The 23,636-nt window shown below is 61.6% G+C and carries 20 protein-coding genes and 1 tRNA gene; 3 read left to right on the top strand and 18 right to left on the bottom strand.

Going from position 1 to position 23,636, the window contains the following annotated elements; all coding sequences use genetic code 11:
* Positions 1-260 precede the first annotated feature (260 nt).
* Positions 261-1,046, bottom strand: a complete 786-nt coding sequence (locus tag AC6I99_RS09565) for a hypothetical protein (protein WP_497960867.1) — start codon at positions 1,044-1,046, stop codon at positions 261-263.
* A gap of 295 nt (positions 1,047-1,341) precedes the next feature.
* Between AC6I99_RS09565 and AC6I99_RS09560 the strand changes: the two genes are divergently transcribed.
* Positions 1,342-1,665, top strand: a complete 324-nt coding sequence (locus tag AC6I99_RS09560) for an ArsR/SmtB family transcription factor (protein ID WP_497960866.1) — start codon at positions 1,342-1,344, stop codon at positions 1,663-1,665.
* Here AC6I99_RS09560 and AC6I99_RS09555 read toward each other — a convergent pair.
* Positions 1,619-2,125, bottom strand: a complete 507-nt coding sequence (locus AC6I99_RS09555) for a hypothetical protein (protein WP_497960865.1) — start codon at positions 2,123-2,125, stop codon at positions 1,619-1,621. The genes AC6I99_RS09560 and AC6I99_RS09555 overlap by 47 nt on opposite strands.
* Positions 2,126-2,310: 185 nt before the next feature.
* Between AC6I99_RS09555 and AC6I99_RS09550 the strand changes: the two genes are divergently transcribed.
* Complete coding sequence (locus AC6I99_RS09550; protein WP_497960864.1) at positions 2,311-2,595, top strand: ArsR family transcriptional regulator; 285 nt, start codon at positions 2,311-2,313, stop codon at positions 2,593-2,595.
* On the opposite strand, the gene AC6I99_RS09545 is transcribed toward AC6I99_RS09550, so the two are convergent.
* The 12 genes from AC6I99_RS09545 to AC6I99_RS09490 all read right to left on the bottom strand — a co-directional run bounded on the left by AC6I99_RS09545 (position 2,582) and on the right by AC6I99_RS09490 (position 13,665).
* The gene (locus tag AC6I99_RS09545) at positions 2,582-3,781 is read right to left on the bottom strand and encodes an alpha/beta hydrolase family protein (protein ID WP_497960863.1); all 1,200 of its coding nucleotides are present in this window, start codon (positions 3,779-3,781) and stop codon (positions 2,582-2,584) included. The genes AC6I99_RS09550 and AC6I99_RS09545 overlap by 14 nt on opposite strands.
* A complete protein-coding gene (locus AC6I99_RS09540; protein WP_497960862.1) occupies positions 3,759-4,217 on the bottom strand; it encodes a hypothetical protein in 459 nt (152 codons plus the stop codon). The genes AC6I99_RS09545 and AC6I99_RS09540 overlap by 23 nt, the downstream gene beginning before the upstream one ends.
* Positions 4,214-5,230: a hypothetical protein gene (locus AC6I99_RS09535; protein WP_497960861.1), complete on the bottom strand. Its 1,017-nt coding sequence runs from the start codon at positions 5,228-5,230 to the stop codon at positions 4,214-4,216. Before AC6I99_RS09535 ends, AC6I99_RS09540 begins: the two co-directional genes overlap by 4 nt.
* On the bottom strand, positions 5,227-5,718 hold the full coding sequence (locus AC6I99_RS09530) for a hypothetical protein (RefSeq protein ID WP_497960860.1): 492 nt from the start codon (positions 5,716-5,718) through the stop codon (positions 5,227-5,229). Before AC6I99_RS09530 ends, AC6I99_RS09535 begins: the two co-directional genes overlap by 4 nt.
* Before the next feature lie 255 nt (positions 5,719-5,973).
* Positions 5,974-7,212, bottom strand: coding sequence for a hypothetical protein (locus AC6I99_RS09525; protein WP_497960859.1), 1,239 nt, complete (start codon positions 7,210-7,212; stop codon positions 5,974-5,976).
* The gene (locus AC6I99_RS09520; protein WP_497960858.1) at positions 7,209-8,381 is read right to left on the bottom strand and encodes a hypothetical protein; all 1,173 of its coding nucleotides are present in this window, start codon (positions 8,379-8,381) and stop codon (positions 7,209-7,211) included. The genes AC6I99_RS09525 and AC6I99_RS09520 overlap by 4 nt, the downstream gene beginning before the upstream one ends.
* Position 8,382: 1 nt before the next feature.
* Positions 8,383-9,093, bottom strand: a complete 711-nt coding sequence (locus AC6I99_RS09515; RefSeq protein ID WP_497960857.1) for a hypothetical protein — start codon at positions 9,091-9,093, stop codon at positions 8,383-8,385.
* A gap of 12 nt (positions 9,094-9,105) precedes the next feature.
* Positions 9,106-9,456, bottom strand: coding sequence for an STAS domain-containing protein (locus tag AC6I99_RS09510; RefSeq protein ID WP_497960856.1), 351 nt, complete (start codon positions 9,454-9,456; stop codon positions 9,106-9,108).
* Between the two features lie 16 nt (positions 9,457-9,472).
* The gene (locus AC6I99_RS09505) at positions 9,473-9,796 is read right to left on the bottom strand and encodes an STAS domain-containing protein (protein ID WP_497960855.1); all 324 of its coding nucleotides are present in this window, start codon (positions 9,794-9,796) and stop codon (positions 9,473-9,475) included.
* Positions 9,793-11,520, bottom strand: a complete 1,728-nt coding sequence (locus tag AC6I99_RS09500; protein WP_497960854.1) for an ATP-binding SpoIIE family protein phosphatase — start codon at positions 11,518-11,520, stop codon at positions 9,793-9,795. The genes AC6I99_RS09505 and AC6I99_RS09500 overlap by 4 nt, the downstream gene beginning before the upstream one ends.
* Before the next feature lie 845 nt (positions 11,521-12,365).
* Positions 12,366-13,496, bottom strand: coding sequence for a tyrosine-type recombinase/integrase (locus tag AC6I99_RS09495; protein WP_497960853.1), 1,131 nt, complete (start codon positions 13,494-13,496; stop codon positions 12,366-12,368).
* Between the two features lie 87 nt (positions 13,497-13,583).
* Positions 13,584-13,665: transfer RNA gene (locus tag AC6I99_RS09490), tRNA-Leu, on the bottom strand.
* A 198-nt stretch (positions 13,666-13,863) separates the two neighbouring features.
* Here AC6I99_RS09490 and AC6I99_RS09485 point away from each other — a divergent pair.
* Positions 13,864-14,469: an ANTAR domain-containing response regulator gene (locus AC6I99_RS09485; protein WP_216923235.1), complete on the top strand. Its 606-nt coding sequence runs from the start codon at positions 13,864-13,866 to the stop codon at positions 14,467-14,469.
* 137 nt (positions 14,470-14,606) lie between these two features.
* Here AC6I99_RS09485 and pyk read toward each other — a convergent pair whose 3' ends face one another.
* From pyk to lgt, 4 genes are all read right to left on the bottom strand, one after another.
* A complete protein-coding gene (pyk, locus tag AC6I99_RS09480) occupies positions 14,607-16,097 on the bottom strand; it encodes a pyruvate kinase (RefSeq protein WP_309931740.1) in 1,491 nt (496 codons plus the stop codon).
* Between the two features lie 55 nt (positions 16,098-16,152).
* Positions 16,153-17,610: a glutamate synthase subunit beta gene (locus tag AC6I99_RS09475; protein WP_224089680.1), complete on the bottom strand. Its 1,458-nt coding sequence runs from the start codon at positions 17,608-17,610 to the stop codon at positions 16,153-16,155.
* Positions 17,603-22,216, bottom strand: coding sequence for a glutamate synthase large subunit (gene gltB / locus AC6I99_RS09470; RefSeq protein WP_224167133.1), 4,614 nt, complete (start codon positions 22,214-22,216; stop codon positions 17,603-17,605). The genes AC6I99_RS09475 and gltB overlap by 8 nt, the downstream gene beginning before the upstream one ends.
* 260 nt (positions 22,217-22,476) lie before the next feature.
* Positions 22,477-23,631, bottom strand: coding sequence for a prolipoprotein diacylglyceryl transferase (gene lgt, locus AC6I99_RS09465; protein ID WP_497960852.1), 1,155 nt, complete (start codon positions 23,629-23,631; stop codon positions 22,477-22,479).
* Between the last annotated feature and the right edge of the window lie 5 nt (positions 23,632-23,636).

Here is a 23,636-nt window from a genome sequence, read left to right as displayed (position 1 = left end):
GACCTCGTTGGTGGCGCTGTAGTAGTCGGAGAATTGCTCAGTAGAGCCTTGGGGGTTTGAGACTCTGCCGATGGGACATCCGTCCCTTTCTTAGACGCGGACTCCCGCGGTGCGACCAGAACGAGAATGAGGGCGCCGAGGATAGCCGCCAGTGCTAGGCCAAACACGCACCGACGAATCGTTCGCCCCCGCCAAATGGATTCCATCATGTTCGCCTCCTAGGCCTGTTCATGGCTCGGCATATAAATGGGCAACATGACTCAAACTGTCGAAGTCATAGAGCTGCGAATCACTCGCCATGCCGTTTGATACAGGCGACGGGCCGTGCCGATTTGAACTGCCACATATCGATCAGTCACATTGAACTTCTCGGCAACCGCCGCAATGGCAACCTGCCGTTCGACGCCGTGATGTTCGGGCAGAACGATTGCTTCGGCCACTCCCCGCAGCAGTGGACTCGGCAGGCAATCAACGGCGTGCCCGCAAAGACTGGACATGTCTTGCACAGCTTCAGGATCTACATCCAACGCTTGGCTTATTGTCTTTGCAGCCTGTCGAACCGCGGTGACTGCATTCCAGCGGCGACGGTCTTGCGGCGAAGGAGGCGCGTATCGTCGGGGCTCGGTAAGACTGCCCACTGCGAGGCGCCACACCGGAGCCGCCACAGCGGCCCGAGTCAGCCCCAGAACCATGTGCGCCCATTCTTGATCGATGATCTCCTCGGCTTCGCGGTAATCACGGGACACGACCAGCACCGTTAGCTGCTGGAGAATGTCCGAGCTCTCACCGTTGCCCGGATCCAAAAGCAGCGGCAGCGTCTTGTGGCCGAGTTCCCGGCGGACGTGCGCGGCGCAGACATTCCCAGTGACGCCTTGCACCCAGGCCTCGAACGGAACTCCAGGGATCTGTCGGTAGTTTCCGCGTGTCACCCCATCCCACACGGCCACCCTGATGTCTTGCAAGACATCGTCTACGTCGCATGAGCGGCCGATCCGAGCCAAGTGCGAGACGACGTACCGACGCACGCCTTCGACTGCTCCCATCATTTGGTCGATGGGTACCGTCAGGGGGGTGTCTCCGGACTCAGCAGCGAAATGTCCACCGGGGATGGGTTTGAGTTCTGTATTTCAGCGTTGCCCGCCAGGTGTTCCAGGCTCATGGCTCTCACCGCTTCGACTAACGGATTCGAATATCTTCGACGCCACCAGAAGTGGCGAATCAACGTGGCTAATAGCGATCTAACCACCACACAAGCTTCTAACAAATATTGTCAAAGATAATTAAAGTATCGTCAAGACTCCAGTTCTTACTTTTTCCATGTTGTTCAGCAAGAATGGAGGCATGCCACGGATCACGCAGCCTCACGACGACGCCTGGTCGCCTGACGTTGAAGACGCCGTAGCGACGTTCGGGAACCGCTCCCGGAATGAAATTCTGAGATTCCTGGCGGCGAATGGGCCTGCGTCCAGGGGGGACATTGTCGCAGCGGTCAGCGCCGGTGAGCCCAGCGTCGCCAAACACCTCATCGCCCTGGAACAGGTTGGGGCGATTGAGGTCGATGTGGAAGCCGGACGGCGCCATGGCCGCTCCCCCCGTTACTCGGCCAATCCGGCCCGCATCAAGGAGTTACTCGACGCCCATCTTCGGTATGTCCTGGAGGAGTAGCTGCCGCCCGCTCGCCATTCGGATGCAAGCCGATGTCCTTATTTAGATACTCGGAGATGGCGCGCAACGTTTCCGGTGAGACATCACCGAGCGTCCTAACGGCGAATGACTTCACCCGCGCGGCCCTCAAAGATTTCACAAACTCCAGCTGCGAATCGATGCGTTCTGGGATGTCGCCTTCGACGCCGTTCAGCAGATAGGAGGGATCGACGTCGAACATCTCGCAAATAGCGGCGAGCAGCTCCGGGTCACTAACCAGACGCCCTGTGCCGTCCTTCATGTAGAACCATCTGGCCCTGGAGATCTTGACTCCTCGAGCTCGGAGGCCGGCCTCAATCTCCCTGAAAGTGACGGGCGAACCCCTCTCGGCTACAACGACGTCGAGCAGCAGGTTTAGTCGGCGGGCGAGAGTGGCCTGCGGTGACAACTCGCCGTTGCGGCTCGCGTCTCGTGCCGGCATGCTCCACCTTTCCGACTGCCTCGCTCGATGAGAAATGCTGATGCATTGCCATCAGTATTCCGCGAGCCCAGTGACTAAACAATCAACTGCGCCTTGAATCTGTTCCACTGCCTACGTGAGGCGTATCCTGTTGCTGTAGACCCGTCTACAGCAACAATCCTCCACAATCCTGAGCCGTGGTTTGAATGTCGACGTCCATCTTGATGAACCGAACACGGAGCCAGATCCTTCGCTTCCTTATCAGAAGCGGGCCATCGTCCCCGGGCATGTTGGCGTCAGGACTTCAGGCTTCGCGAGCAACGGTTCGGCGTCATCTCCTCGTCCTTGAGTCGGCTGGTTACGTTCAGGCTTTGGCCGACGAGCGTTACTCCGTTCACGTCTCACTCGTCGAGTGCCAACTCATCGACCTAGCGGCCCAGTACTCGGTACAAGTACCTCCTACGACTGCCCTGCCGCTTATTCAGGACTAGAGCTGGCCAGCGGGAGACCGTGGAACCACTCCTCGACCGATCGCTCCCATTTTTCGGGGTCGACATTCCACTCCAAGGAGTGCCCCTCAGCTTCAAACTCCACCAACCTGATGAGGTCTGGCCTCAGGCTGGCAGCTTTCTTGGATGCTTCGAAGGGTGTTGTGTCGTCTTTCTCCCCATGAAGGACCAATATCGGTTTTTTCAGTTCCGTTGCTCGCGTCAGCCAGTCCAGGGAATCGAGACAGATGGGTTCACCAAGGCCGGTCACCCATCGGAGGTCCTTGGATCGAAGAATGCTGAAGCCCAGATGCACGAGCGGCCGAGGCAACCCTGCAGCCTTGGCATTCGCGGCCAGTGTGGTTCGCCAGTCGAATACGGGCGCGTCGAGAACCATCCCGGCTATTCGTGACGAGCTCTGCGACAGGGCCGTTGCTTGAAGGGCGATAGCCGCGCCAAGTGACCATCCAAAAAGGATAATGCGTTCAGCGCCGTTGCTGATGGCGTAGTTGATGGCGGCCTCGACGTCGCGCCACTCGCCTTGGCCGAGGCTGTAGCGGCCATCGTACGACGGCGGCGCGTCGCCGTCGTTGCGGAACGAGACAACCAGCGACGTCAGTCCCATACGACTTGCGACTGGTATGCCGCGAAGAGTGCCTGCCCGCTTACCGCCCATGCCGTGGATATGGATAGCCCACGCTCCAGGAGTCGCGACACCAGCCGGGGGGTCAAATCTCCATGCTGGCGCGACACCGTTGTCGACTGAAATCTCAACGTCTTGGTACGTCAGACCAAGTTGCTCCGGTTTCGAGTAAACGTATCCACTCCAAATACCTGCCTTGGCTTGTTTGAGGTCCCCCGATTCCACTCGCTCAACCCGCCGGACCACTGTGTTTCGGTCGGGGTGGGAGTCAACGACCGAACCGAGGCAAGCGTGGCCTGTCCCCTGCTCAAACCAAAAGCTGTATCGTCCCGGTGCCCTCGTTTGTTCCGTATCGGGAAGTTCGATTTCTAGAGATCCGTCTTCATGTGTGTGCACTGCCCGAACGTGCAAACCCTCACGACGGCTGTATTTTGGCACGACAATTTGACGAGCGAAGTACGCTGCACCGGCGACGCCTGCAAGCAAAGCCCCGAATACAGCAAGACCTCCTACCTCTAAAGCCCTACGACTGGTTGCTGTCGGCATCGTCCACCCCCTGAGCCCTTTTGCGTTCGTCGATCACTTGGCGAAGCCTCACCAACGTTTCCGGAGAGATGCCCTGCAACTGACGAGCAGCGAAGTTCCGCACACGTGCCTCACGCAGTGTACGAAGAAGTTCGAGCTGAGCGTCTACGAGCTTGGGTATCTCCCCGGCGTCATCGAGGAGGTAGTCACGGTCTACGCCGAAGAACTCTGCAAGGTTACGGAGCAGCATGGGATCGGTGGCCAGCGAGCTGTCCCCGCTTCGCATGTAGGCCCAGCGGGAGCGGGAAAGTGGCGTTCCACGCTGGGTCATGTGCCGATTGATCTCGGGGTACGTCAATGCCTCTGATCCCTCGGCCTCATAGAGGTCAAGAAGAAGGTTGAGCTTTCGCGCCAATCTGGTCTGAGGGGATTCGGAGGAACTGGCATCATCCGTCATAACGCCCGTTCCCCCTTCCGCCTACGAACTGGAACCTGACGCACAAAAGGCCCCGCCAGGTAGTTCTCAGCAGCGTTCAAGACATTGAGGTCGTGGATGTCCAAGGAGCTGCCTAAACCGGGCTCGACTAACAGTGCGTCCTGTACTTCTACAAGCATTCTATGGAGTCTTTGGGCCCGGTCCTGTTGGTTGATCATCTCGGTGTCTCGCACGAGCCGAACGTCTTGCCGTTTGTTTGTTGTCTTTTCCCAGATTCTCGAGAGATCGCTAACCAGCTCCTGTTCGGTCGCGAACTGCCTATGGCGGAGAACTCGGCGCGCCACCGGCGGGAGGGCCAGACCGACGCACAGGAAGGCCATGGCGGCTACGACCGCGGCATCGTATATAGGCGAGACCGTGCGCATAGCATCCAGCCGCCCTTGCAAATGCAGAATATCCATGACCAGCACTAGCAACACGAGGAGAACGGCAAAGCTACAGCCAACCCCGATACACGTAAATGCCATGCGGAAGTAGGGCCTCAACATGTCGCCGCGAAATCGGAAACACGTAACACCGGTAATGCTAACCACGTAGCCGATGTATACGAACTGGACGGATGAGTAGAGTGCAGCAAACCACTGGTCCCCGTAATCCACCATGAAACGAGTGGAACTCCCCTGGGTGACGATGGCGCTGAAGCTGGTTGCGAGGCCCACGATCACCGCAGCCAAGAGAATTATGCCAGCACTGTCTCGTTTCTCGACCGACTCTTCCAGGGTCGCCGCCCGAATGATGGCTCTTGAGAGAAAATAGATCCCCACGACCATAGATATGTTGGCCACCAGGTCAACGAAGTTACGGCCCCCAAGTACAGAATCGATGCCGAGATAGACCTGATCGATGTTCAGCGTCAGGGCCACTGAAATCGTGGTGGCGGCTGTCAGAACGCTGTGATCCCGGCGCACCCGGATTCCAGGGAGGAGACAGCCGACGAGGAGCCAAATCAAAGCTGCGGCCACAATTTGGATCATTCGAAAACCCTCTCGAACGATCTTGGCTCCCTGGCGCTGTTCCTGATTGCTGCTGCGAACAGATCCGCGAGCGATTCCGCGGCGGCTTCCAAGTCATCAGTGAAGCTGCTCCGCGCCAGAACGCGTGAGACAAGTCCTACGGGAAGATTCGGGAACAGGACTGCTATGTAGTCGGCTGGGACGACCAGTTCATGGTGTCTCAAGACCATGTGCCCGAGTTCGTGGAGCACGAACTGTTGCCGGTGCAGCCCGGACGGACTGACAGCGTGCAGGATTATCTCCACGTCGTCGGTTGAAAGCCATAGTCCACAGACCGACCCACCGTTCAGCATTCCGGCAGCTTCGATCTGAATAGGCCGACGTCTGACACGCTCGACCACCTTCACCAGTCGATCCACATCGAGGTGATTCGGGAGCACCAGAGAGTCAAAGGCATCCTCGGCGCGTTCTGCCGGCGATTGCCCTGAGAGATATCGTTTCCTTTGCATGGGCATCCCCAGTGATGCGTTCCCCTGGTTCGTCGGTGGCCCAATTCGACTGTTGCCTACTAAGCCGACTGCGAACCCTCAAACCCATTGAACTACTGGCCTCTGGACATGTCCAGAGGCCAGACAGTTTCCATGTAACCCGGGGCTGGGAGTCATCCGGCCGAAATCTCAGAGCATGCTGCGACACTCGAAACGTCCACATACGTCGTGGCGAGACGCTCGTGGACGCCCAGGCTCACCAGCCCGGCGTAATTACTAACCAGCCGGGTTAGGGTTACTAACGGCCGGGTCAGGACTTCCGAGATGCCCCCGATCAGGGTTTCGCTTGGGGGCCCAAACTCCAAGCGATATGGGCTGCAGCGCCGTCTCGACGACACCGAGAAGGTCCTGCGTCGTCGTCGCCGGATCCACCTCAGTGCGCAGGCGTTCGCCGAAGGCAACGACAACGCGCTCAGCGTCGAACTGCTCCCGGTCGAACCGTCTATCGACGCGTCGGCGGATCCACCGGAGCGCTGGAAGGAAGAGCGCGGCCGCGGTCAGCGTCGCGAGAGCCACAGCGAGGGACGGCGCGTCGGGCAGGATCCAGGTGGTTGACGTCACGACCACGGTGTAGACGCCGATCAGCACCAGGGAGACGAGAGCGTAGGCCGCCGTACGCGAGATCAGGCGGTCAATCTCGTAGAGGTGGTAGCGCAAAATCGCGACGAGTATTGCTATCGGAAAGAGCGCGTGCACCAACAGTATCGACTGGGTCAGCACCTCGAAGTCCTGGGGTATATAGAGCGGGTAAGTCAGCGCAGGAACGTTAACCCCGACTGCCCAGAGCATCCATTTGATCTGCGCCCGCTCCTGCAGGTCACCATGGCGATAGCGGGCGATCGCCGACGCAAAGGAGCCGGTGATCGCTCCCACGTACACTGCCCCGAGGACGAAATACTGCGCAGGTATCCCACCCAAGTACCACGGAACGTGCACCGGGCTCGGCACTCCTGGGTACGCCGTCACCATGTTCGTCGAGAGGACGGCGACGGAACCGACAAGCAGCGCGATAGTCACGAAGGAGAACGCACGCCATCGCGGAGAGGTGAGGTGCCCGGTGGGAAAGCGCAGCGGGATCTGGGTCAGCATGATCCCGACGGGCAGCATCGGCCACCAGGAGTCGAGGGGCGTACGATCGTGGCCGAACCACAGCAGCCACGCTGCCGCCTCCGGGTCGCTGTGCAGGAGGGCTCGTCCCGCGAGATCCGCCGGCAACTGCACTGCGAAGAGCGCAGTAATCGTCAACATGAGCCAGCCGAGCGAGTTCCGCGGAACGCGCGCCGCGAGGAACCAGCCGACGGCGAGCTGGAAAAAGAGGAAGCCAATAAAGCCCCAGCCCGGGTAGCGCATCCAGTACCCGGTTGCGAGCGCAGCTGTGAGAGACGCGAGGATGAGTGCACCTGTGACATGAGCCGCCCATCGAGCCACGATCGACGGCCACGTTTCGCCACTCATGTGGTCCTGCCTGCAGTCCACAACCCGACGGAGGCCGGACGCAGTGCCGCGTCGACCGTTGTGACAAGTTCCTCCGAGACCGTGGAGGCATCGACACGCGTACGCAGTCGCTCACCGAAGGCTTCTGCGACACGTTCGGCGACATATCGCTCACGGTCAAAGTGACGGTCCACGATCCGCTGTATGCGGCGCAGTGCCGGCAGGAACAGACCAGCGGCGGCCAGAGTGGCAAGCGCAACGGCTAGCGCAGGGGCGCCAGGCAGCAGCCACGTCACCGAGATGACGACGAGCCCGTACAGCGTAACCGAGAGCGCGGTCACGACGGCGTAGGAGAAGACTCTCCCCGCGACGCGACGAACGTCGTACAGCCCATATCGGAACACTGCGAGCCCGATCGATAGAGGGATCGCGTTCATCGGGAGAAGGTTTAACGGAACTGTGCGCAACCACGCTGCCTTTTCGGCGCTCGGATGCGTCGAAGGAGCCAGCACCTGCCACAGGGTGTCGCTGAGGAGAAGCACGATCACTGCTGAACAGCCAAACAGGAACCACCGGTATTGTAACTGCTGGTCTGCGGTCGACCTTCTCCAACGCAGTGAGAGTTCCACAACCTCGGCAGCGGCGAGTAAGGGGAGGGCAAAGTTCAGCAGCAGACCGTCGGGAGCGCCAACTCCCCCTAACGCTGTCAGAAGCCAAGGCTCGTCCAGGACCGCCGCAGGCGGAGGAGCAACGAACAGGCAGGAGACGAAGGTGGCCACTGCCGTGGCGACGAGGATCGCCAGGATGATGCGCCCACCGCTCGTTGTCACCGACCCGCTGGGGAAAATCAGCGCAATCGATAGCAGGACGTAGTAGGCGAGGATTCCGCAGATATTCCCCGCAACGCTAAGAGCATAGGGCAACCATGTCGGACCGGAAGTCCCGATTGACGCCACCACGACGAAGGACCCGGCGAGGCCCGCCCACAGCAGGCCGACAGCGAGGAGCGCACGTCCGATGTTGTTGCCCGGCCTAGAGATCAGAATAAGGGCACCCACAATCGGGAACAGAGCCCAGCCAAACGGTACGTAGAGATCTTGCCGTACCGCGACATCGAGCGCGATCAGGATGAGGCAAGCTGCGAGCAGTGCCCAAACCGCGGCGCGGCGCGCCACCTCGCGCTGCATCACGTCAAACCCTGTCCCGGCGGATGCGCCGGATCGGCGCGGTCACTAAGTGCCAGACGCTATGGATGCCGGAATTGTTGCGGATATTGCCCCAGTGGCGCCAGAGGCGCCGTCGGTCCACGCATTCCGTCTCCTCCACGATGTCGACGTCCGTGAGACCATGAGCCGCGGCGAGGTTCCGCAGCGTCTCTGACCAGAATCGGTCCTCAAGCCTCCGCAATCCCGGCCACATCGCCTCGAACAGGGGATCGGAGCAACGCAACAGCATGCTGATTCTCGCAGTCGTGGGCGCGCCTTCCTCCCGCTCGCCGCTGAATGTGATGAGCGCCGAGAACATGTGGCCCTCGGGTGTAAGGAACGTGAACGACGTTTCGTCGGCGTACAGCACCAAAACCCCCATCGCGACGCCACTGCCCGTGAGGGCGGCGACCTCGCCGGGCTGGATCGCCGACACCGACCCGTAGAAGTGCCCAAGCCTCGGCCAGTACTCCGGGAAGTGGGCCCGCCAGTCCGCGATGAGGCGCTCGGGGGTGACGGCCTGCCCTAGCTCCACGCTGTACTTGCGCTGCCACATGCGTCCAAACCCCTGCGGCGGCCCCGCGAGGCGCCTGCCTTCTACGTTGTAGCCGTAGCGGCGCATCTCCGCGGGTACCGTCAGGCGGTCGACCTTGGCAGCCCAATTCGAGATGTCGCGGGGGTTTCTGCTCTCTTCCATCCCGTTCTCCGCTCACTCCGTCGCGGCTGCTGTCGCGACGTCATCATAGAGGGCGATGGCCTCATCGAGCCTCGTGAGCTCGAAGATCTGCCGGTAGTGCTCCGACAGGCCGGCGGCGACGATGCGCTGCCGCCGCCGCTGCCCGCGCACCAGAAGCGTGACGAGCATGCCTATTCCGCCGCTGTTCATGTAATCCATGCCGGAGAAGTCGAGCACAATGAGGGCGGCGCCGGCATCCGTCGCCTGCTCATGTGCGGCCATGAGCGTCTGCTCGCACGCTCCGGTGACGTCGCCCGTAATGCTGATGACCGAGGCACCTGGCGCCGCGGTTGCGACCGTCATGGTCGCGATGGGGGTGGACATGCTAAACCTCCGTCGGCTATTGCGTGATGGGCTGCTCTATCTCGATGAAGTCGCTCAGACGCGTGATGTCGAAGATATGCTTGTAGTGCGCTGACAGGCCAAGAGCGCGGATTGTGCTGTGCTCGGCACGTGCGCGCACGAGCACCGCCACGATGAGCGCGATGCCCGTCGAGTTGATGTAACCGACGTTGGTGAAGTCGAGCTCGATAGCAGTCGGGCGTGATGTCGAGGCATCCTCGTACGCGACGTCGAGGCCGTCTCCGGCCTCGCGGTCGATGCGACCGGAAAGGTGGATCCGTATGACGTCGCCTCGCTTTGCGAGCTGGCAGTCGAGGCTCAAGGCTCCCCCGTTCTCGAGTCGGGCTCGTCCGCGTGCATGACGAGGCGAACGACGTGGCGATCTCCGTTCGAGGATTCCTCGACGCGGTCGACTAGGTTCTTGACGAGGAAGAGTCCCCATCCGCGCGGCGCCTGAAGGCCCGCGAGCTTGAGCTCGAGGTCGGGCTCGGGGAAGTCGGAATCGAGGCGGCGTCCCCGCCCGTAGTCCGTGATCTCGACCGTCACGACTTCTGGAGAGCGGCGCACTACGACGTCGACGTCCACTTCGGGACGGGATCGGTTACCGTGCTCAATGGCGTTCATGGCTGTTTCGGAGACCGCGGTCTTGAGAGCCTCGAGACGTTCGTGCGGGAGAAGGTGGCGGACGACCGTTGCCACGCGGTCCATCACATCGCGCTCATTGCCCGCTACGCTCGGAACGCTGAACGAAACCGTGTCCCGAGAACCGCCTGCGTGTCCGCGATGGAGCGCGACGAGAGTAATGTCGTCTTCCTGCTCGAGGTCTCCGGCGAAATCGCGAAGGCCTGCCACAGCAGTAGCCACGAGATCGTCGCCTGAAGAGGCGGCGGCGACGAGCTTCTGCGTCCTGCTGAATCCGAACATCTCGCCGGCGTTGTTGTGTTGCTCGGTGATGCCATCGCTGTAGAGGAGAACCAGGTCGCCGGGCTCTATAACGGTCTGGATTTCGTCGTACTTGCTCCCCGCCATGAGCCCAAGAGGCATGCCGCGCGCTCTCAGCTGAACGACGCTGCCGCCCCGCCGAACGTAGGGCAGGTTGTGCCCGGCATTCGCGAACTGGGTTGCACCGGTGTCGGGGTCGATCACGAGTACGAGGCAAGTGACAAACATGTTCAGCGGGATCTGAGGGATAAGCAGCTCGTTGACACGCGCGAGCACTTCGCCCGGGGAGGAACAGACGCCGGCCGTCGACCGTAGGAGCGCGTGCGTCGACGCCATAACCAGCGCGGCTGGCACACCCTTGTCTGTGACGTCGCCCGCGACGACCATGATCCGTCCGTCGGATAGCAAGACTAGGTCATAGAAGTCTCCACCCACTGTCCGTGCGGGTTGGTAGAAAGTCGCAACGTGCCACCCGGGCAGGTTGGGCACGTCGCCCGGGAGGAATTGTTGCTGGATGAGCTGCGCGACATGCAGTTCCTGATCCATTCGCTCCCGCGCCCGAGCTTCGATCTCCTGACGCCGAATAAGCTGCGTAAGCCTGAGAGCGGGGGCGGCGTACCGGCCCAGGCTGTCAAGTAGCTTCCGGTCGTTGCGCGTGTAGCTGCGCTCCGAGCGGCGCGGGCCGAGCGCGAGCACACCAACAAGCTCGCCGGAGGCTACGAGCGGGAGCACGATCTGGGTCTCTTGGTCCCGAAGATGCACGACTGCAGGGGAAGATGGCGGAAGATCCGCGATGTCGACAGGACCGAGAGCGGTCGCCAGGAAGGACAGGAGAGGATCACCCGGCTCTATCTGAACGTCGATCGCGGCGGCGCGGCTGACTGAGGCCCCGCCATTGGCGCGTACTTGGGGGGGCCCGGCGCTCGTCGAAGCCCCTGCCGTACGGCGCTCCACTGGGGCCGGGACCAGCGGCAAAACGGTCTGATACGAGTCACCAGATTTCGCCTGCTCGTCGACTCGGCCTGAATGCCTTCGATTTCGCGGCACGGACGGGAGCTGCTCACCGAACGGAGAGCCCGAACCCGTATCCAGAGTGCCGGCCATCGCCCCTCCTCAGCCCCGCGGAATTCGGGAATATCACCCATGATCCTCGCTTGACTTGCGTTATGGAATAGGTCCAGAATGCGGCGAAACCTACCTGCGAGTCAGTGCCGACCCCCCCCGCCGGGCTGTCACGGACTGGGGGGACTTCGCGCTGACCGGTCGCAGCGCCGAACAGGATGCGTTGGATACGTGGAACGCCTCGTCTAGAAGCCGTTGAGGCCACGCCCGCGCCGGGCACCCGAGCGGTGTCCGCTGCGGCGCGGGCGCTGTCTGCTGGGAGGTGGGAATGCTGCCTTCCCACGATGCTCGGCCAAATCTTGATTCCTCTCTTCAGCCATGAACATCGTGGCCTAGTCAAGTACACTCTGCTCGGAGAAATGTTCCCATTACAGACACACATAGCCGGGCGTTGGAAGTGGCGTCGTTCTTTGCATTTGCTCTGGTGGCACTAGCTCAGATCAGAATTGGGAACGCCCATGTTAACTTCCATCATGTTCCTTGGCGCAGAAATGCGAATGAACTGCCGAGAACAACGAACACGAGCGGGCTGACATGGACTTGGAATTCTTCGAACCTGCTGAAGCTGCAGCACTCATGCGCTGCAGCGAAGGTTGGCTGCGTGACGGGGCTGCCGCCGGGCGCTTCCCACACGCCTGTTGGGGCAAAGGCAAGATCGTCTTCACGTCTGAGCACATCACGGAGATAGCAAGGCTCAGTGAGATTTTGCCCGGCGCTCGGTCGGCTTCCAACCCCCGCGAGAGAAGCAACACCAACAGTCGTCTCATTGGGACTAGGGCCCGCACCCGAATGGCGTCCTAGGGTAGCGCTACGACGCACTTGATGTGTCATCGCATGAACGCGGACACCGACCGCTCCGTCGCATCCGCTCCGGCCTGCAAGGCTTCCGGCATAAGATGCCCATAAACGCCCTCGGTAGTCCTGGTCGATGCATGCCCCAAGCGACGCGAGATCGTGAAGATAGGGACACCGTCCTGAATCAGCCACGAGGCGTGAGTGTGCCTTAGATCGTGAATACGTGGATTCTTACGCAACCCGCGATCCTGGGCAGCCTTTACTGCCGGCACCCAGTAGTGGTGCCAGAACAGCTTGTGCACTATCCGCTCACCCTTGGGTGTTGTGAAAAGCAGTTCGCTGCTCGGCCGTCCCGCCACCAAGGGAATCAAGAGGTCAACCAGCGCAGGGTTCAACCCGATGGTCCTCTTGCCGGCGCCGGTCTTCGTCGGCCCAATGTAGAACTGGTTCCGCCCATCCCGCTTCCACGCCTTGTTGATACGGGCGGTTGCTGGCTTACCCAGCAAGTCAATGTCCGCGACGGTGAGCGCCGTCGCCTCCCCGAAACGCGTCCCTGTCATGACCAGGAAATTGGTGAAGTCGCGGTACCGCTCCCCCATGCCGTCCATGATTAGGCCGAACTCGGCGTGGGTGAGGAACATCATTTCGTCCTCGGCTTTCTCGATGCTCGGCAACTGAACGCCGCGGCAGGGATTGCGCGTGATGTACCCCAGCATCTCCGCGGTGTTCATCGACGCGGAGATCAGGCCGTGGACATTCTTGATCGTCTTGGGCGATCGCCCCTTGGCCAGCATCGACTTCACCCAGTAGGCAATCAGTCGGTAGTCGAGCTTATCCACCGGGACGTGGCCGACGACTTTCTTCACATGCAGATCGAGCATGGTTTGATACGTCTTCACTGTGCCGCTAGACGGCCGAATCAGGAGGTCTATATGTTCCTGAATAACCTCACTAACGGTCGGCACGCGCTTCTGGTTTGTGAGGATCGCGTGCTGCGCGATTTCAAAGTTCTGGCCGTTGGCATCGAGCAGACGCTTGAGCGTTTCTGCTTCGGATTCAGTGGCCACAGTAAGACCCTGGGCTTTGCCAGTCTTGGGGTCACGCCAGCGGACCATAAAGGACTGAGAACCGTCCTTTTTGGGTCGTTTAGAGATGCTGGCCATGCATAAAACGCTACGCCGCTGTACACACTTTTAGGGCTTTTGTCAACAGTCAGGGGCCATATAGGCCCCTGACCTGCGACAACATCGTGCCCGAGGTGGGACTCGAACCCACACACCTTTCGATACCGCATTTTGAGTGCGGCGCGTCTGCCAATTCCGCCACTCGGGCGCGGATTACCGGGAAGTTAACTCTCGCTGACTGCCCTCATTCCTGTGAGCAACGCGATCCTTTCCCAGCACGCGAAACTACTCTACATGCAGATAGGCTAAATCAAAGAACCGGGCACGCGAGTGCAACAAAATCATGTGCCGCAGCGGTCCACACTAAGATGGACATGAACCCGCCGAACCTTTTCAAGGAGATCCCGTGACCGAACAGACGGAGTCCACACCCGCAGCCCAGCCGGCCCGACGCGTCGTCGTAGCCGAGGATGAGACCCTCATCCGCTTGGACATTATCGAGATCCTGAAGGGCGAAGGGTACGACGTCGTCGGCGAGGCAGACAACGGCGAGAAGGCCGTGCAGCTGGCCGAAGAGCTGAAGCCGGACCTTGTCCTCATGGATGTGAAGATGCCCGTGATGGATGGCATCTCGGCGGCAGAAAAGATCGTCAAGGCCCGCATCGCCCCCGTAGTCCTGTTGACTGCTTTCAGCCAGAAGGAACTCGTGGAGCGTGCCCGCGACGCCGGTGCCATGGCCTACGTCGTGAAGCCGTTTACGCCGGCTGACCTCATCCCGGCCATTGAGATCGCGCTTTCCCGCCACGAGGAGATCAAGGCCCTCGAAAACGAGGTGTCCGACCTCCAGGAGCAGTTCGCCACACGCAAGCTCGTAGAGCGCGCCAAGAGCCTCCTGACTACGAAGATGGGCCTCACCGAGCCGGAGGCCTTCCGCTGGATTCAGAAGACGTCCATGGACCGTCGCCTGAGCATGCGTGAGGTTGCTGAAACGATCATCAACCAGGTCAACTAGCACCAAGCAGCAAACGACGGCGGCCGGTCACCTACGCGAAAGGTGACCGGCCGCCGTCGTGCCTGCTTAAGAGACGAAACAAGACAAAACAAAGCGGGCCCCGCCAAACGGCGGGGCCCGCTTTCAAACCGAGGGGACTACGCCCTGGTCTTGCTCTTCTTTTCGGGCCACGGACCCACAGGTTCCTTGCGCGACGCGTCAACCTTGGAAGTGTCGGCGAGGTCGCCCACCTTGTGGACCTTCAGCGAGTTCGTGGAACCGGCCTGTCCGGGAGGGGAACCGGCAGCGATGACAACGAGGTCGCCTTCATCGACGATCTTCATGTCCAGGAGGCTGCGGTCAACCTGTGCGGTCATTTCGTCGGTGTGGCCAACGGAGGGAACCAGCACCGGCTGGATGCCCCAGGTGAGGGCAAGCTGGTTCCACACGTGCTCAACAGGCGTGAACGCGAAGACCGGCTTGACCGGACGCAGACGCGACAAACGGCGTGCCGAGTCACCGGACTGGGTGAAGGTACAGATGTACTTTGCGTCCAGCTGGTCGGCGATTTCGACGGCGGCACGGGTGATGGCGCCACCACGGGTCTTGGGCTTGGTGCCCAGCGGGGGGACGCGCTCGAGGCCGTGTTCTTCGGTGGACTCGATGATCCGGGCCATGACCTTGACGGTTTCGATGGGGTACTGCCCCACTGAGGTTTCGCCGGACAGCATGACTGCATCGGCGCCGTCGAGAACTGCGTTGGCGCAGTCAGAAGCCTCGGCACGCGTCGGACGCGGGTTGTCGATCATGGATTCCAGGACCTGCGTTGCCACGATGACGGGCTTGGCCCAGCGGCGTGCCAGTTCAATGGCGCGCTTCTGGACGATCGGCACCTCTTCGAGCGGGAGCTCAACGCCGAGGTCGCCACGGGCAACCATGATGGCGTCGAACGCATCGATGATTTCGTGGAGCTGGTCCACGGCCTGGGGCTTTTCGATTTTGGCGATCACCGGAACGCGGCGGCCTTCTTCGTCCATGATTTCGTGGACGCGCTTGATGTCGGAGGCATCCCGGACGAAGGACAAGGCAACCAGGTCCACGCCACGCTTGAGGGCCCAACGGAGGTCGTCCTCGTCCTTTTCGCTCAGTGCGGGGACGTTGACGGCAACACCGGGCAGGTTGATGCCCTTGTTGTTGGACACCTTGCCACCGACCGTAACGGTGGCGACGACCTTGACGTCGTCAACCTCGATGGCGCGAAGGGCAACCTTGCCGTCGTCGATCAGCAGGGCGTCGCCCACGTTGACGTCTTCGGTGAGGCTCTTCAGCGTGGTGGAGCAGATGTCCTTGGTGCCGGGGACGTCTTCAGTGGTGATGGTGAACGTGTCGCCAACGGCGAGCTCGTGCGGGCCGTCGACAAAGCGGCCAAGGCGGATCTTGGGACCCTGGAGGTCAGCCATGATAGCCACGGGCTTGTGCAGTTGCGCCGCAGCCTTGCGGACATTCTCGTAGGTGTTGTCGTGCACGGAGTAGTCGCCGTGGCTCATGTTCATGCGGGCAACGTCAACGCCGGCTTCCAGCACTGCGAGAGTGTTGTCGTAGCTGGAGATTGCCGGGCCGAAAGTTGCCACAATTTTCGCGCGTCTCATATACCTACCCTAAGTAGTGTGCTGCTGATTGAGTTAAAGATCATTCCTACCGGCGTTATAAGACCGCGATTGCCCGGTCAGTGGGGGCGACCGGTGCCGGAAGGATTGTGCTTCCCATGAGGAACTTGTCCACTGCCGCCGCGCATGCACGGCCTTCGGCAATAGCCCACACAATCAGGGACTGGCCACGTCCGGCGTCACCGGCAACAAACACACCCTCGGTGTTCGTCATGTAGTAGCCGTCGCGGGCTACGTTGCCCCGACCGTCGAATTCTGCACTGACTTGCTCGGTGATACCGGACGGCTCAGCACCGGTGAAGCCGAGGCTCAGGAAGACGAGGTCAGCGGGAATGATCCGCTCGGTCCCCGCCTTCGGGAGGCGCTTGCCATCCACGAACTCCGTCTCGGCAACCTTGACCCCGGTGAGCTTGCCATTCTCGCCAACAAACTCCACGGTGGAGGCCAGGTAGGTACGCTCGCCACCTTCTTCGTGGGCGCTGGCGACCTCGAAGAGTGTGGGGAACGTCGGCCACGGCTGGTGCCCGGCACGCTCAAGAGGCGGCTGCTTGCCGATCGCGAGCGTCGTAACTGAAGCCGCCTGGTGACGGTGCGCTGTACCGATGCAGTCCGCGCCGGTGTCGCCACCACCAAGGATGACCACATGCTTGCCACGGGCGTCGATGTGATTCTCCGGGCTCTCCCCCGCCACCACGCGGTTGGATGGAACCAGGTAGTCCATGGCGAAGTGGACACCTTCAAGGTCACGGCCCGGAATGGGCAGGTCCCGCGGAACCGTTGCACCGGTGGCGATCACAACGGCGTCGTAACGGCGGCGCAGTTGTTCCCAGGTCACGTCCGTACCGACTGCGACGCCGGTGCGGAAGCGGGTGCCTTCGGCTTTCATCTGCTCCAGGCGGCGGTCAACCTGTTCCTTCTCCATTTTGAAGTCGGGGATGCCGTAGCGGAGCAAGCCGCCGATCTTGTCGTCACGCTCGTACACAGCAACAGTGTGGCCAACACGCGTCAGCTGCTGGGCAACTGCCAAACCTGCAGGACCGGAACCCACCACGGCGACCGTCTTGCCCGTGAGGCGCGTCGGCGGAAGGGGGTGGACCCAGTCGTTGTCGAAGGCTTCATCAATGATGGAAACCTCAACCTGCTTGATGGTCACGGCAGGCTGGTTGATACCGAGCACGCAGGACGCTTCGCAGGGTGCCGGGCACAGACGGCCGGTGAACTCCGGGAAGTTGTTCGTGGCGTGGAGGCGTTCAATCGCTTCCTCACCCTTGTCCCGCCACACGAGGTCGTTCCACTCAGGAATGAGGTTGCCCAGCGGGCAGCCCTGGTGGCAGAACGGCACGCCACAGTCCATGCAGCGGCCGGCCTGGCTCTTCAGGACGCCCTTTTCCTGTGCTTCGTACACTTCCTTCCAGTCCATGATGCGGACCGGAACGGGACGGCGTGGCTGCGTTTCGCGCTGCCGGACTTTCAGAAATCCGCGTGGATCAGCCACCGGTTACCTCCAGGATTCGAGACCATACTTCTTCGCCGTCGGGGTCAAGGCCCTCTTCGATGGCGTCGAGACGGGTTTGCAGGACTGCGGCGTAGTCGCGCGGCAGTACTTTGGTGATGCGGGCGGCGGTGTCGTCGAAGTTCTCGAGCAGACGGCCGGCCAGGACGGATTCGGTTTCCTCGGCGTGCTTGGTGAGCAGGCCATGGACGATGTCGCGGTCCTCGGCGTCCAGCTCCAGGAGCTGAAGTTCGCCGGAGTCCAGCGCATCCTTGTTGACGCGCTCATGCTGCAGGTCCAGCACGTAAGCGGTACCACCGGACATGCCTGCACCGAAGTTGCGTCCGGTACGGCCAATGATCAGTGTTTGGCCACCGGTCATGTACTCGCATCCGTGATCGCCAATACCTTCGACGACGGCGGTTGCACCGGAGTTACGCACCAGGAAGCGTTCACCGACCTGGCCACGCAGGAACATCTCGCCGCTCGTTGCGCCGTAGCCGATGACGTTGCCGGCAATGACGTTTCGCTCTGCCTGGAACACGTTGGTGCGGTCCGGGCGGACGATGATGCGTCCACCGGAGAGGCCCTTGCCAACGTAGTCGTTGGAGTCACCGTACATGCGCAGCGTGATGCCGGCAGGCAGGAAGGCGCCAAGTGACTGGCCGGCCGTGCCGTTGAGCGTGATGTCGATCGTGTCCGTCGCCAGCACGTCGGTACCGAACGTCTTGGTCACTACATGGCCGAGCATCGTGCCCACGGAACGGTCCGTGTTGATGACGTCCAGGGTGATCTTGACGGGCATGCGGTCGCTGAGCGCTTCGGCGGCCATGGTGATGAGCCGCTGGTCGAAGTGCTTGTCCAGCTCGTGGTTCTGGGTGGTCATGTTGCGCAGCGGCACGTCGTCGTCAAACTCAAGACCGTGCAGGATCGGGTCCAGGTCCAGGCCTTCGGCCTTCCAGTGGTCGATCGCTTCGCGGGTGTCCAGTACCTCGGCGTGGCCGATCGCCTCTTCGAGGCTGCGGAAGCCAAGCTCGGCCAGGATTTCGCGGACTTCTTCTGCGAGGAACTCGAAGAAGTTGACCACGAATTCCGGCTTGCCGTTGAACCGCGAACGCAGTTCCGGGTTCTGGGTAGCAACACCAACGGGGCAGGTGTCCAAGTGGCAGACGCGCATCATGATGCAGCCCGAGACAACCAGCGGAGCCGTTGCGAAACCGAACTCTTCGCCACCCAGGAGGGCGGCAATGACCACGTCACGGCCGGTCTTGAGCTGGCCGTCGACCTGGACGACAACGCGGTCGCGGAGTCCGTTGAGCATGAGGGTCTGCTGGGTCTCGGCCAGGCCGAGTTCCCACGGCACACCCGCGTGCTTGAGCGAGTTCAGCGGCGAGGCGCCGGTACCGCCGTCGTGTCCTGAAACAAGCACGACGTCGGCCTTCGCCTTGGTCACGCCGGAGGCCACCGTGCCGATCCCGACCTCCGAAACCAGCTTCACATGTACACGGGCCGAAGGGTTGGCGCGCTTGGCATCGTAGATGAGCTGCGCGAGGTCTTCGATCGAGTAGATGTCGTGGTGCGGGGGCGGGGAAATGAGTCCGACGCCGGGCGTGGAGTGGCGGGTCCGGGCTACCCACGGGTAGACCTTCTGGGCCATCAACTGGCCACCCTCGCCGGGCTTGGCGCCCTGGGCCATCTTGATTTGGATGTCGTCGGCGTTGGTCAGGTACAGGCTGGTGACACCGAAGCGGCCGGAAGCGATCTGCTTGATGGCAGAGCGGCGCTCCGGATCCAACAGACGGTCAACGTCCTCGCCACCTTCACCGGTATTGGACTTGGCGCCCAACCGGTTCATGGCGATGGCGAGGGTCTCGTGGGCTTCCTTGGAGATGGAGCCGTAGCTCATCGCGCCCGTGGAGAAACGCTTGACGATGCTGGAGACGGGCTCCACTTCCTCCAGCGGCACGGCCGGACGGACGTCGCTCTTGAACTTGAGCAACCCACGCAGGGTCATCAGGTTCTCGGACTGATCGTCAACGCCCTTGGTGTAGGCCTTGAAGATGTCGTAGCGACGCTCACGGGTAGCGTGCTGCAGGCGGAACACGGTCTCCGGGTTGAAGAGGTGCGGTTCACCGTCACGGCGCCACTGGTACTCGCCGCCACCCAGGAGCGGACGGTGCGGGTGCTCTATGCCGCCTTCGGGGTACGCCATCTGGTGACGTGCCGAAACTTCCGCAGCAATAACGTCAAGGCCCACGCCACCCAGTTGGGAGTGCGTACCCGAGAAGAATTCGTCAACGAGTTCCTGCGACAGGCCCAGTGCCTCGAAGGTCTGGGCACCGGTGTAGGAAGCAACAGTGGAGATGCCCATCTTGGACATGATCTTCAGGACACCCTTGCCGAGGCCCTTGATGAGGTTGTAAACGCCGTCTTCCGGAGTCACGCCCTCGACGTCGCCGTTGGAGATCAGCTGTTCAACCGATTCCATGGCGAGGTAGGGGTTGACGGCCGATGCGCCATAGCCAATGAGCACGGCAACATGGTGCGTCTCGCGGACGTCGCCGGCCTCAACCACGAGTGCCGTCTTGGTGCGGTTGGCACTGCGGAGCAAGTGGTGGTGGACAGCGCTGACCAGCAGGAGCGATGGAATGGGTGCCCATTGCGCGTTCGAGTCGCGGTCGGACAACACAACGTACTGCACGCCACGGTTGATCGCGCCGGAAACCTGCTCACAGATTTCCGTGAGGCGGGCACGCAGTGCCGCTTCCCCACCCTCCGGGCGGTAAAGGCCCCGAACCTTCATGGCGATGCGGTCGCCGTCGGCGTTTTCGATGTTCGAAATCTTGGCGAGTTGATCGTTGTTGATCACGGGGAACGGCAGGGAGATCTGCGGCTGGCGAACCTGCTTGCCATCCAAGAGGTTGCCGTTGGGGCCGATGGCGCACTTCAGTGACGTCACCAGCTCTTCGCGGATGGCGTCGAGCGGCGGGTTGGTGACCTGGGCGAAGGACTGCACGAAGTAGTCGAACAGCAGGCGCGGACGCTTGGACAGCACGGCAACCGGGGTATCGGAACCCATGGCGCCCAAGGGCTCGGCGCCTGTACGGGCCATCGGGCCTAGCAGAATCTTCAGTTCTTCGGTGGTGTAGCCGAAGGTCCGCTGCCGGATGTTCACCGATGCAGCGGTGTGGCGTACGTGCTCACGCTCGGGGAGCTCGTTGATGTCGATCAGGTTGTCCTTGAGCCATTCGGCCCACGGGTTGGCTGCTGCGACCTCGGCCTTGACCTCGGCGTCGTCAATGATGCGGCCGGCTTCGGTGTCAACCAGGAACATCTTGCCCGGGGCAACCCGACCCTTCTTGACCACGTTGGAAGGCTCGACCTCGATGACGCCCACTTCCGAGGCAAAGACGATCAAGCCGTCTTCAGTGATCCAGTAGCGTCCCGGGCGCAGGCCATTGCGGTCCAGCGTTGCGCCGACGAGATTACCGTCAGTGAAGGAGACAGCGGCGGGACCATCCCACGGCTCCATGAGCAGCGAGTGGTACTCGTAGAAGGCGCGGCGTGCAGGATCCATCGTGGCGTGGTTCTCCCACGCCTCAGGGATCATCATCATGATCGAGTGCGTGATCGGCCGGCCGGAGAGCCAAAGGAGCTCGGCTACTTCATCGAAGGAGGCAGAGTCCGAGGCACCCGGGGTGCAGATCGGGTACAGCTCTTCAGGGGTGTCGCCAAGCAGCGGGCTGGCCAGCTGCGACTGGCGTGCACGCATCCAGTTGCGGTTGCCCTTGACCGTGTTGATTTCGCCGTTGTGGGCGATGGTGCGGAACGGCTGTGCCAGCGGCCACGACGGGAAGGTGTTCGTGGAAAAGCGTGAGTGGACGATGGCAAGCTTGGTCTTGAAGCGCTTGTCCGACAGGTCCGGGTAGAACGGCTCCAACTGTGCCGTCGTCAGCATGCCCTTGTACACAATGGTGCGCGAGGACAGCGACGGGAAGTACACGCCGTACTTGTTCTGGGCGCGCTTGCGGATCCGCCAGGCGCGGGAGTCAAGTTCGTTGCGCTCAAGCTGCTCGCCGGTAGCGGATGCAAAGAAGGGCTGCGAGAAGTACGGCATACATGCACGCGCCATGGCACCCACCAGGTCTGCGACCACGGGAACCTCGCGCCAGCCAAGGACCGTGAGGCCCTCGTCCGCCGCCAGCGCTTCGATACCAGCCTTGGCCGTAGCTGCTTCGCGCGATTCAGCAGGAAGGAAGGCCGTGCCCACCACGTACTGGCCGGGAGCGGGCAATTCGAATTCGGTGACGGCCCGGAAGAACTCGTCCGGAACCTGCATCAGCAAGCCCGCACCGTCGCCCGTACCTTCATCGGCGCCCACGGCGCCGCGGTGTTCGAGATTGCGGAGGGCAGTCAGAGCCGCTTCCACGATGTCGTATCCCGGTTCCCCGCGGAGCGTGGCAATAATTGCCAGGCCGCAGGCATCCTTCTCCTTGTCCGGGTTGTAAAGACCCCGGGCCTCCGGAAGCGCAGCAAAGCGCTTGAATGGAGACATGGCACCCTGCGGTTCGATATTTTCGGACCAACCGGGGTTATGAAGATGGGTCATGGGAGACGTCCTTCCTCGTGATCGTGCGTATGGAAGGGACAACGTTGGCCCCACCTTGCATGCCCTTGTGATGGGCACAACAAAGCGCTAGTTATTGGAATTGTAGGCCAGCCAATCAAGCGCAACTAACAGTTACGCAGACCACTGGCCCCGGCTTGACCAGTGAACATCGGTATGCTGCGATCCGGTTTCCGGGGTGCCACGACGCTGTGGACTGGGCCCTACGAGCGGTGACTCTGTTGCCCCTTTGCCGGAAACGACTACTTGGTGTCGTCAGCTTCCAGCGAGGATCCGGGGGCCTTCCTTGCGGCAGTCGCAGCAGATTCGGACTCCGCCTTGGACGTGCCGTCCTTAAGGGAATCCCCTGCTGCATCCTGCGGCTCGTCAACGTGGCCCGGATCGCTTTGGTTATCTGGGAGATTACCACGGGAACCAGTATCCGAGACAGATGGGTCCACATCATGACTGGTGACTCTCGTCACGGATGCCTCATCTTTGGCAGGTGTGGATTCCGGGTCGCGACCCGGCAAATAAGGGGTGTCCGGCTCCGGCCGGCCTCCCCTGCCGAGAACAACGAAGATAACCAGCGCCGCAACAAAGACGAAGATACTCGTCCATACATTCAGCCTGGTGGTGATTCCGAAGAGGCTGATTTGCTCGGCATCGTCAATCCGGAGGGCTTCGATCCACACCCGGCCAAGTGTGTAATACATCGCGTACAGCCAGAACAGGCGTCCCCGGCGGAAGTGGAACTTCCGGTCCAGCAGAAGAAGTATGGCAACGCCCAGGATGTTCCACAGGAATTCATAGAGGAACGTCGGATGGAAGAGCGTGTCCGCCGGCATGCCCGCTGGGAAGTTTGCGTTGGCGGGGTCAATCTGGAGTCCCCACGGCAATGTGGTGGGGGCGCCGAAGAGTTCCTGGTTGAACCAGTTGCCCCAACGTCCGATCGCTTGGGCAAGCAGCAACCCGGGGGCTGCGGCATCCAGGAACGCGGTGAGCTTGACGCCCGCCCGACGGCAACCGATCCAGGCGCCCACGGCACCAAGCAGCACGGCACCCCAAATACCGAGGCCGCCCCGCTGTATCTGCGGAATCAGGGAGAGGTCACCTGTGCCGTCGAACCCAGGACCGAAGTACGCATCCGGCGACGAAAACACGTGGTACAGGCGGCCACCGATAATGCCGAAGGGAATCGCCCAAATAGCGATATCCCACAGGCTGCCCTCCGGGGCTCCCCGTCGCTTCCATCGGGAAGACGTCAGCCACAGGCCGATGATGATTCCCGCCAGGATGCAGAGGGCGTACGCGTGGATACGCAGCGTCCCCCACGGCAGCGGAATGTCGAAACCGGACCACGATGGGCTCGGGATGCTTAGTGGAACCATTGCCGCTGCGTGGAGGACGGTCTGCATTGGGC

Source organism: Arthrobacter sp. TmtSoilC77 (assembly GCF_059739415.1).
This window is presented reverse-complemented; position numbering and strand designations above follow the sequence as displayed.

Excerpts from the sequence above, each read along its gene's own strand:
- AC6I99_RS09550 (WP_497960864.1), top strand. The coding sequence starts at position 2,311 with ATGTCGACGTCCATCTTGATGAACCGAACACGGAGCCAGATCCTTCGC.
- AC6I99_RS09495 (WP_497960853.1), bottom strand. The coding sequence starts at position 13,496 with ATGGCCAGCATCTCTAAACGACCCAAAAAGGACGGTTCTCAGTCCTTT.
- AC6I99_RS09565 (WP_497960867.1), bottom strand. The coding sequence starts at position 1,046 with ATGATGGGAGCAGTCGAAGGCGTGCGTCGGTACGTCGTCTCGCACTTG.
- AC6I99_RS09530 (WP_497960860.1), bottom strand. The coding sequence starts at position 5,718 with ATGCAAAGGAAACGATATCTCTCAGGGCAATCGCCGGCAGAACGCGCC.
- AC6I99_RS09500 (WP_497960854.1), bottom strand. The coding sequence starts at position 11,520 with ATGGCCGGCACTCTGGATACGGGTTCGGGCTCTCCGTTCGGTGAGCAG.
- AC6I99_RS09555 (WP_497960865.1), bottom strand. The coding sequence starts at position 2,125 with ATGCCGGCACGAGACGCGAGCCGCAACGGCGAGTTGTCACCGCAGGCC.
- AC6I99_RS09560 (WP_497960866.1), top strand. The coding sequence starts at position 1,342 with ATGCCACGGATCACGCAGCCTCACGACGACGCCTGGTCGCCTGACGTT.
- AC6I99_RS09515 (WP_497960857.1), bottom strand. The coding sequence starts at position 9,093 with ATGGAAGAGAGCAGAAACCCCCGCGACATCTCGAATTGGGCTGCCAAG.
- AC6I99_RS09510 (WP_497960856.1), bottom strand. The coding sequence starts at position 9,456 with ATGTCCACCCCCATCGCGACCATGACGGTCGCAACCGCGGCGCCAGGT.
- AC6I99_RS09535 (WP_497960861.1), bottom strand. The coding sequence starts at position 5,230 with ATGATCCAAATTGTGGCCGCAGCTTTGATTTGGCTCCTCGTCGGCTGT.
- pyk (WP_309931740.1), bottom strand. The coding sequence starts at position 16,097 with ATGAGACGCGCGAAAATTGTGGCAACTTTCGGCCCGGCAATCTCCAGC.
- AC6I99_RS09525 (WP_497960859.1), bottom strand. The coding sequence starts at position 7,212 with ATGAGTGGCGAAACGTGGCCGTCGATCGTGGCTCGATGGGCGGCTCAT.
- gltB (WP_224167133.1), bottom strand. The coding sequence starts at position 22,216 with ATGACCCATCTTCATAACCCCGGTTGGTCCGAAAATATCGAACCGCAG.
- lgt (WP_497960852.1), bottom strand. The coding sequence starts at position 23,631 with ATGCAGACCGTCCTCCACGCAGCGGCAATGGTTCCACTAAGCATCCCG.
- AC6I99_RS09545 (WP_497960863.1), bottom strand. The coding sequence starts at position 3,781 with ATGCCGACAGCAACCAGTCGTAGGGCTTTAGAGGTAGGAGGTCTTGCT.
- AC6I99_RS09540 (WP_497960862.1), bottom strand. The coding sequence starts at position 4,217 with ATGACGGATGATGCCAGTTCCTCCGAATCCCCTCAGACCAGATTGGCG.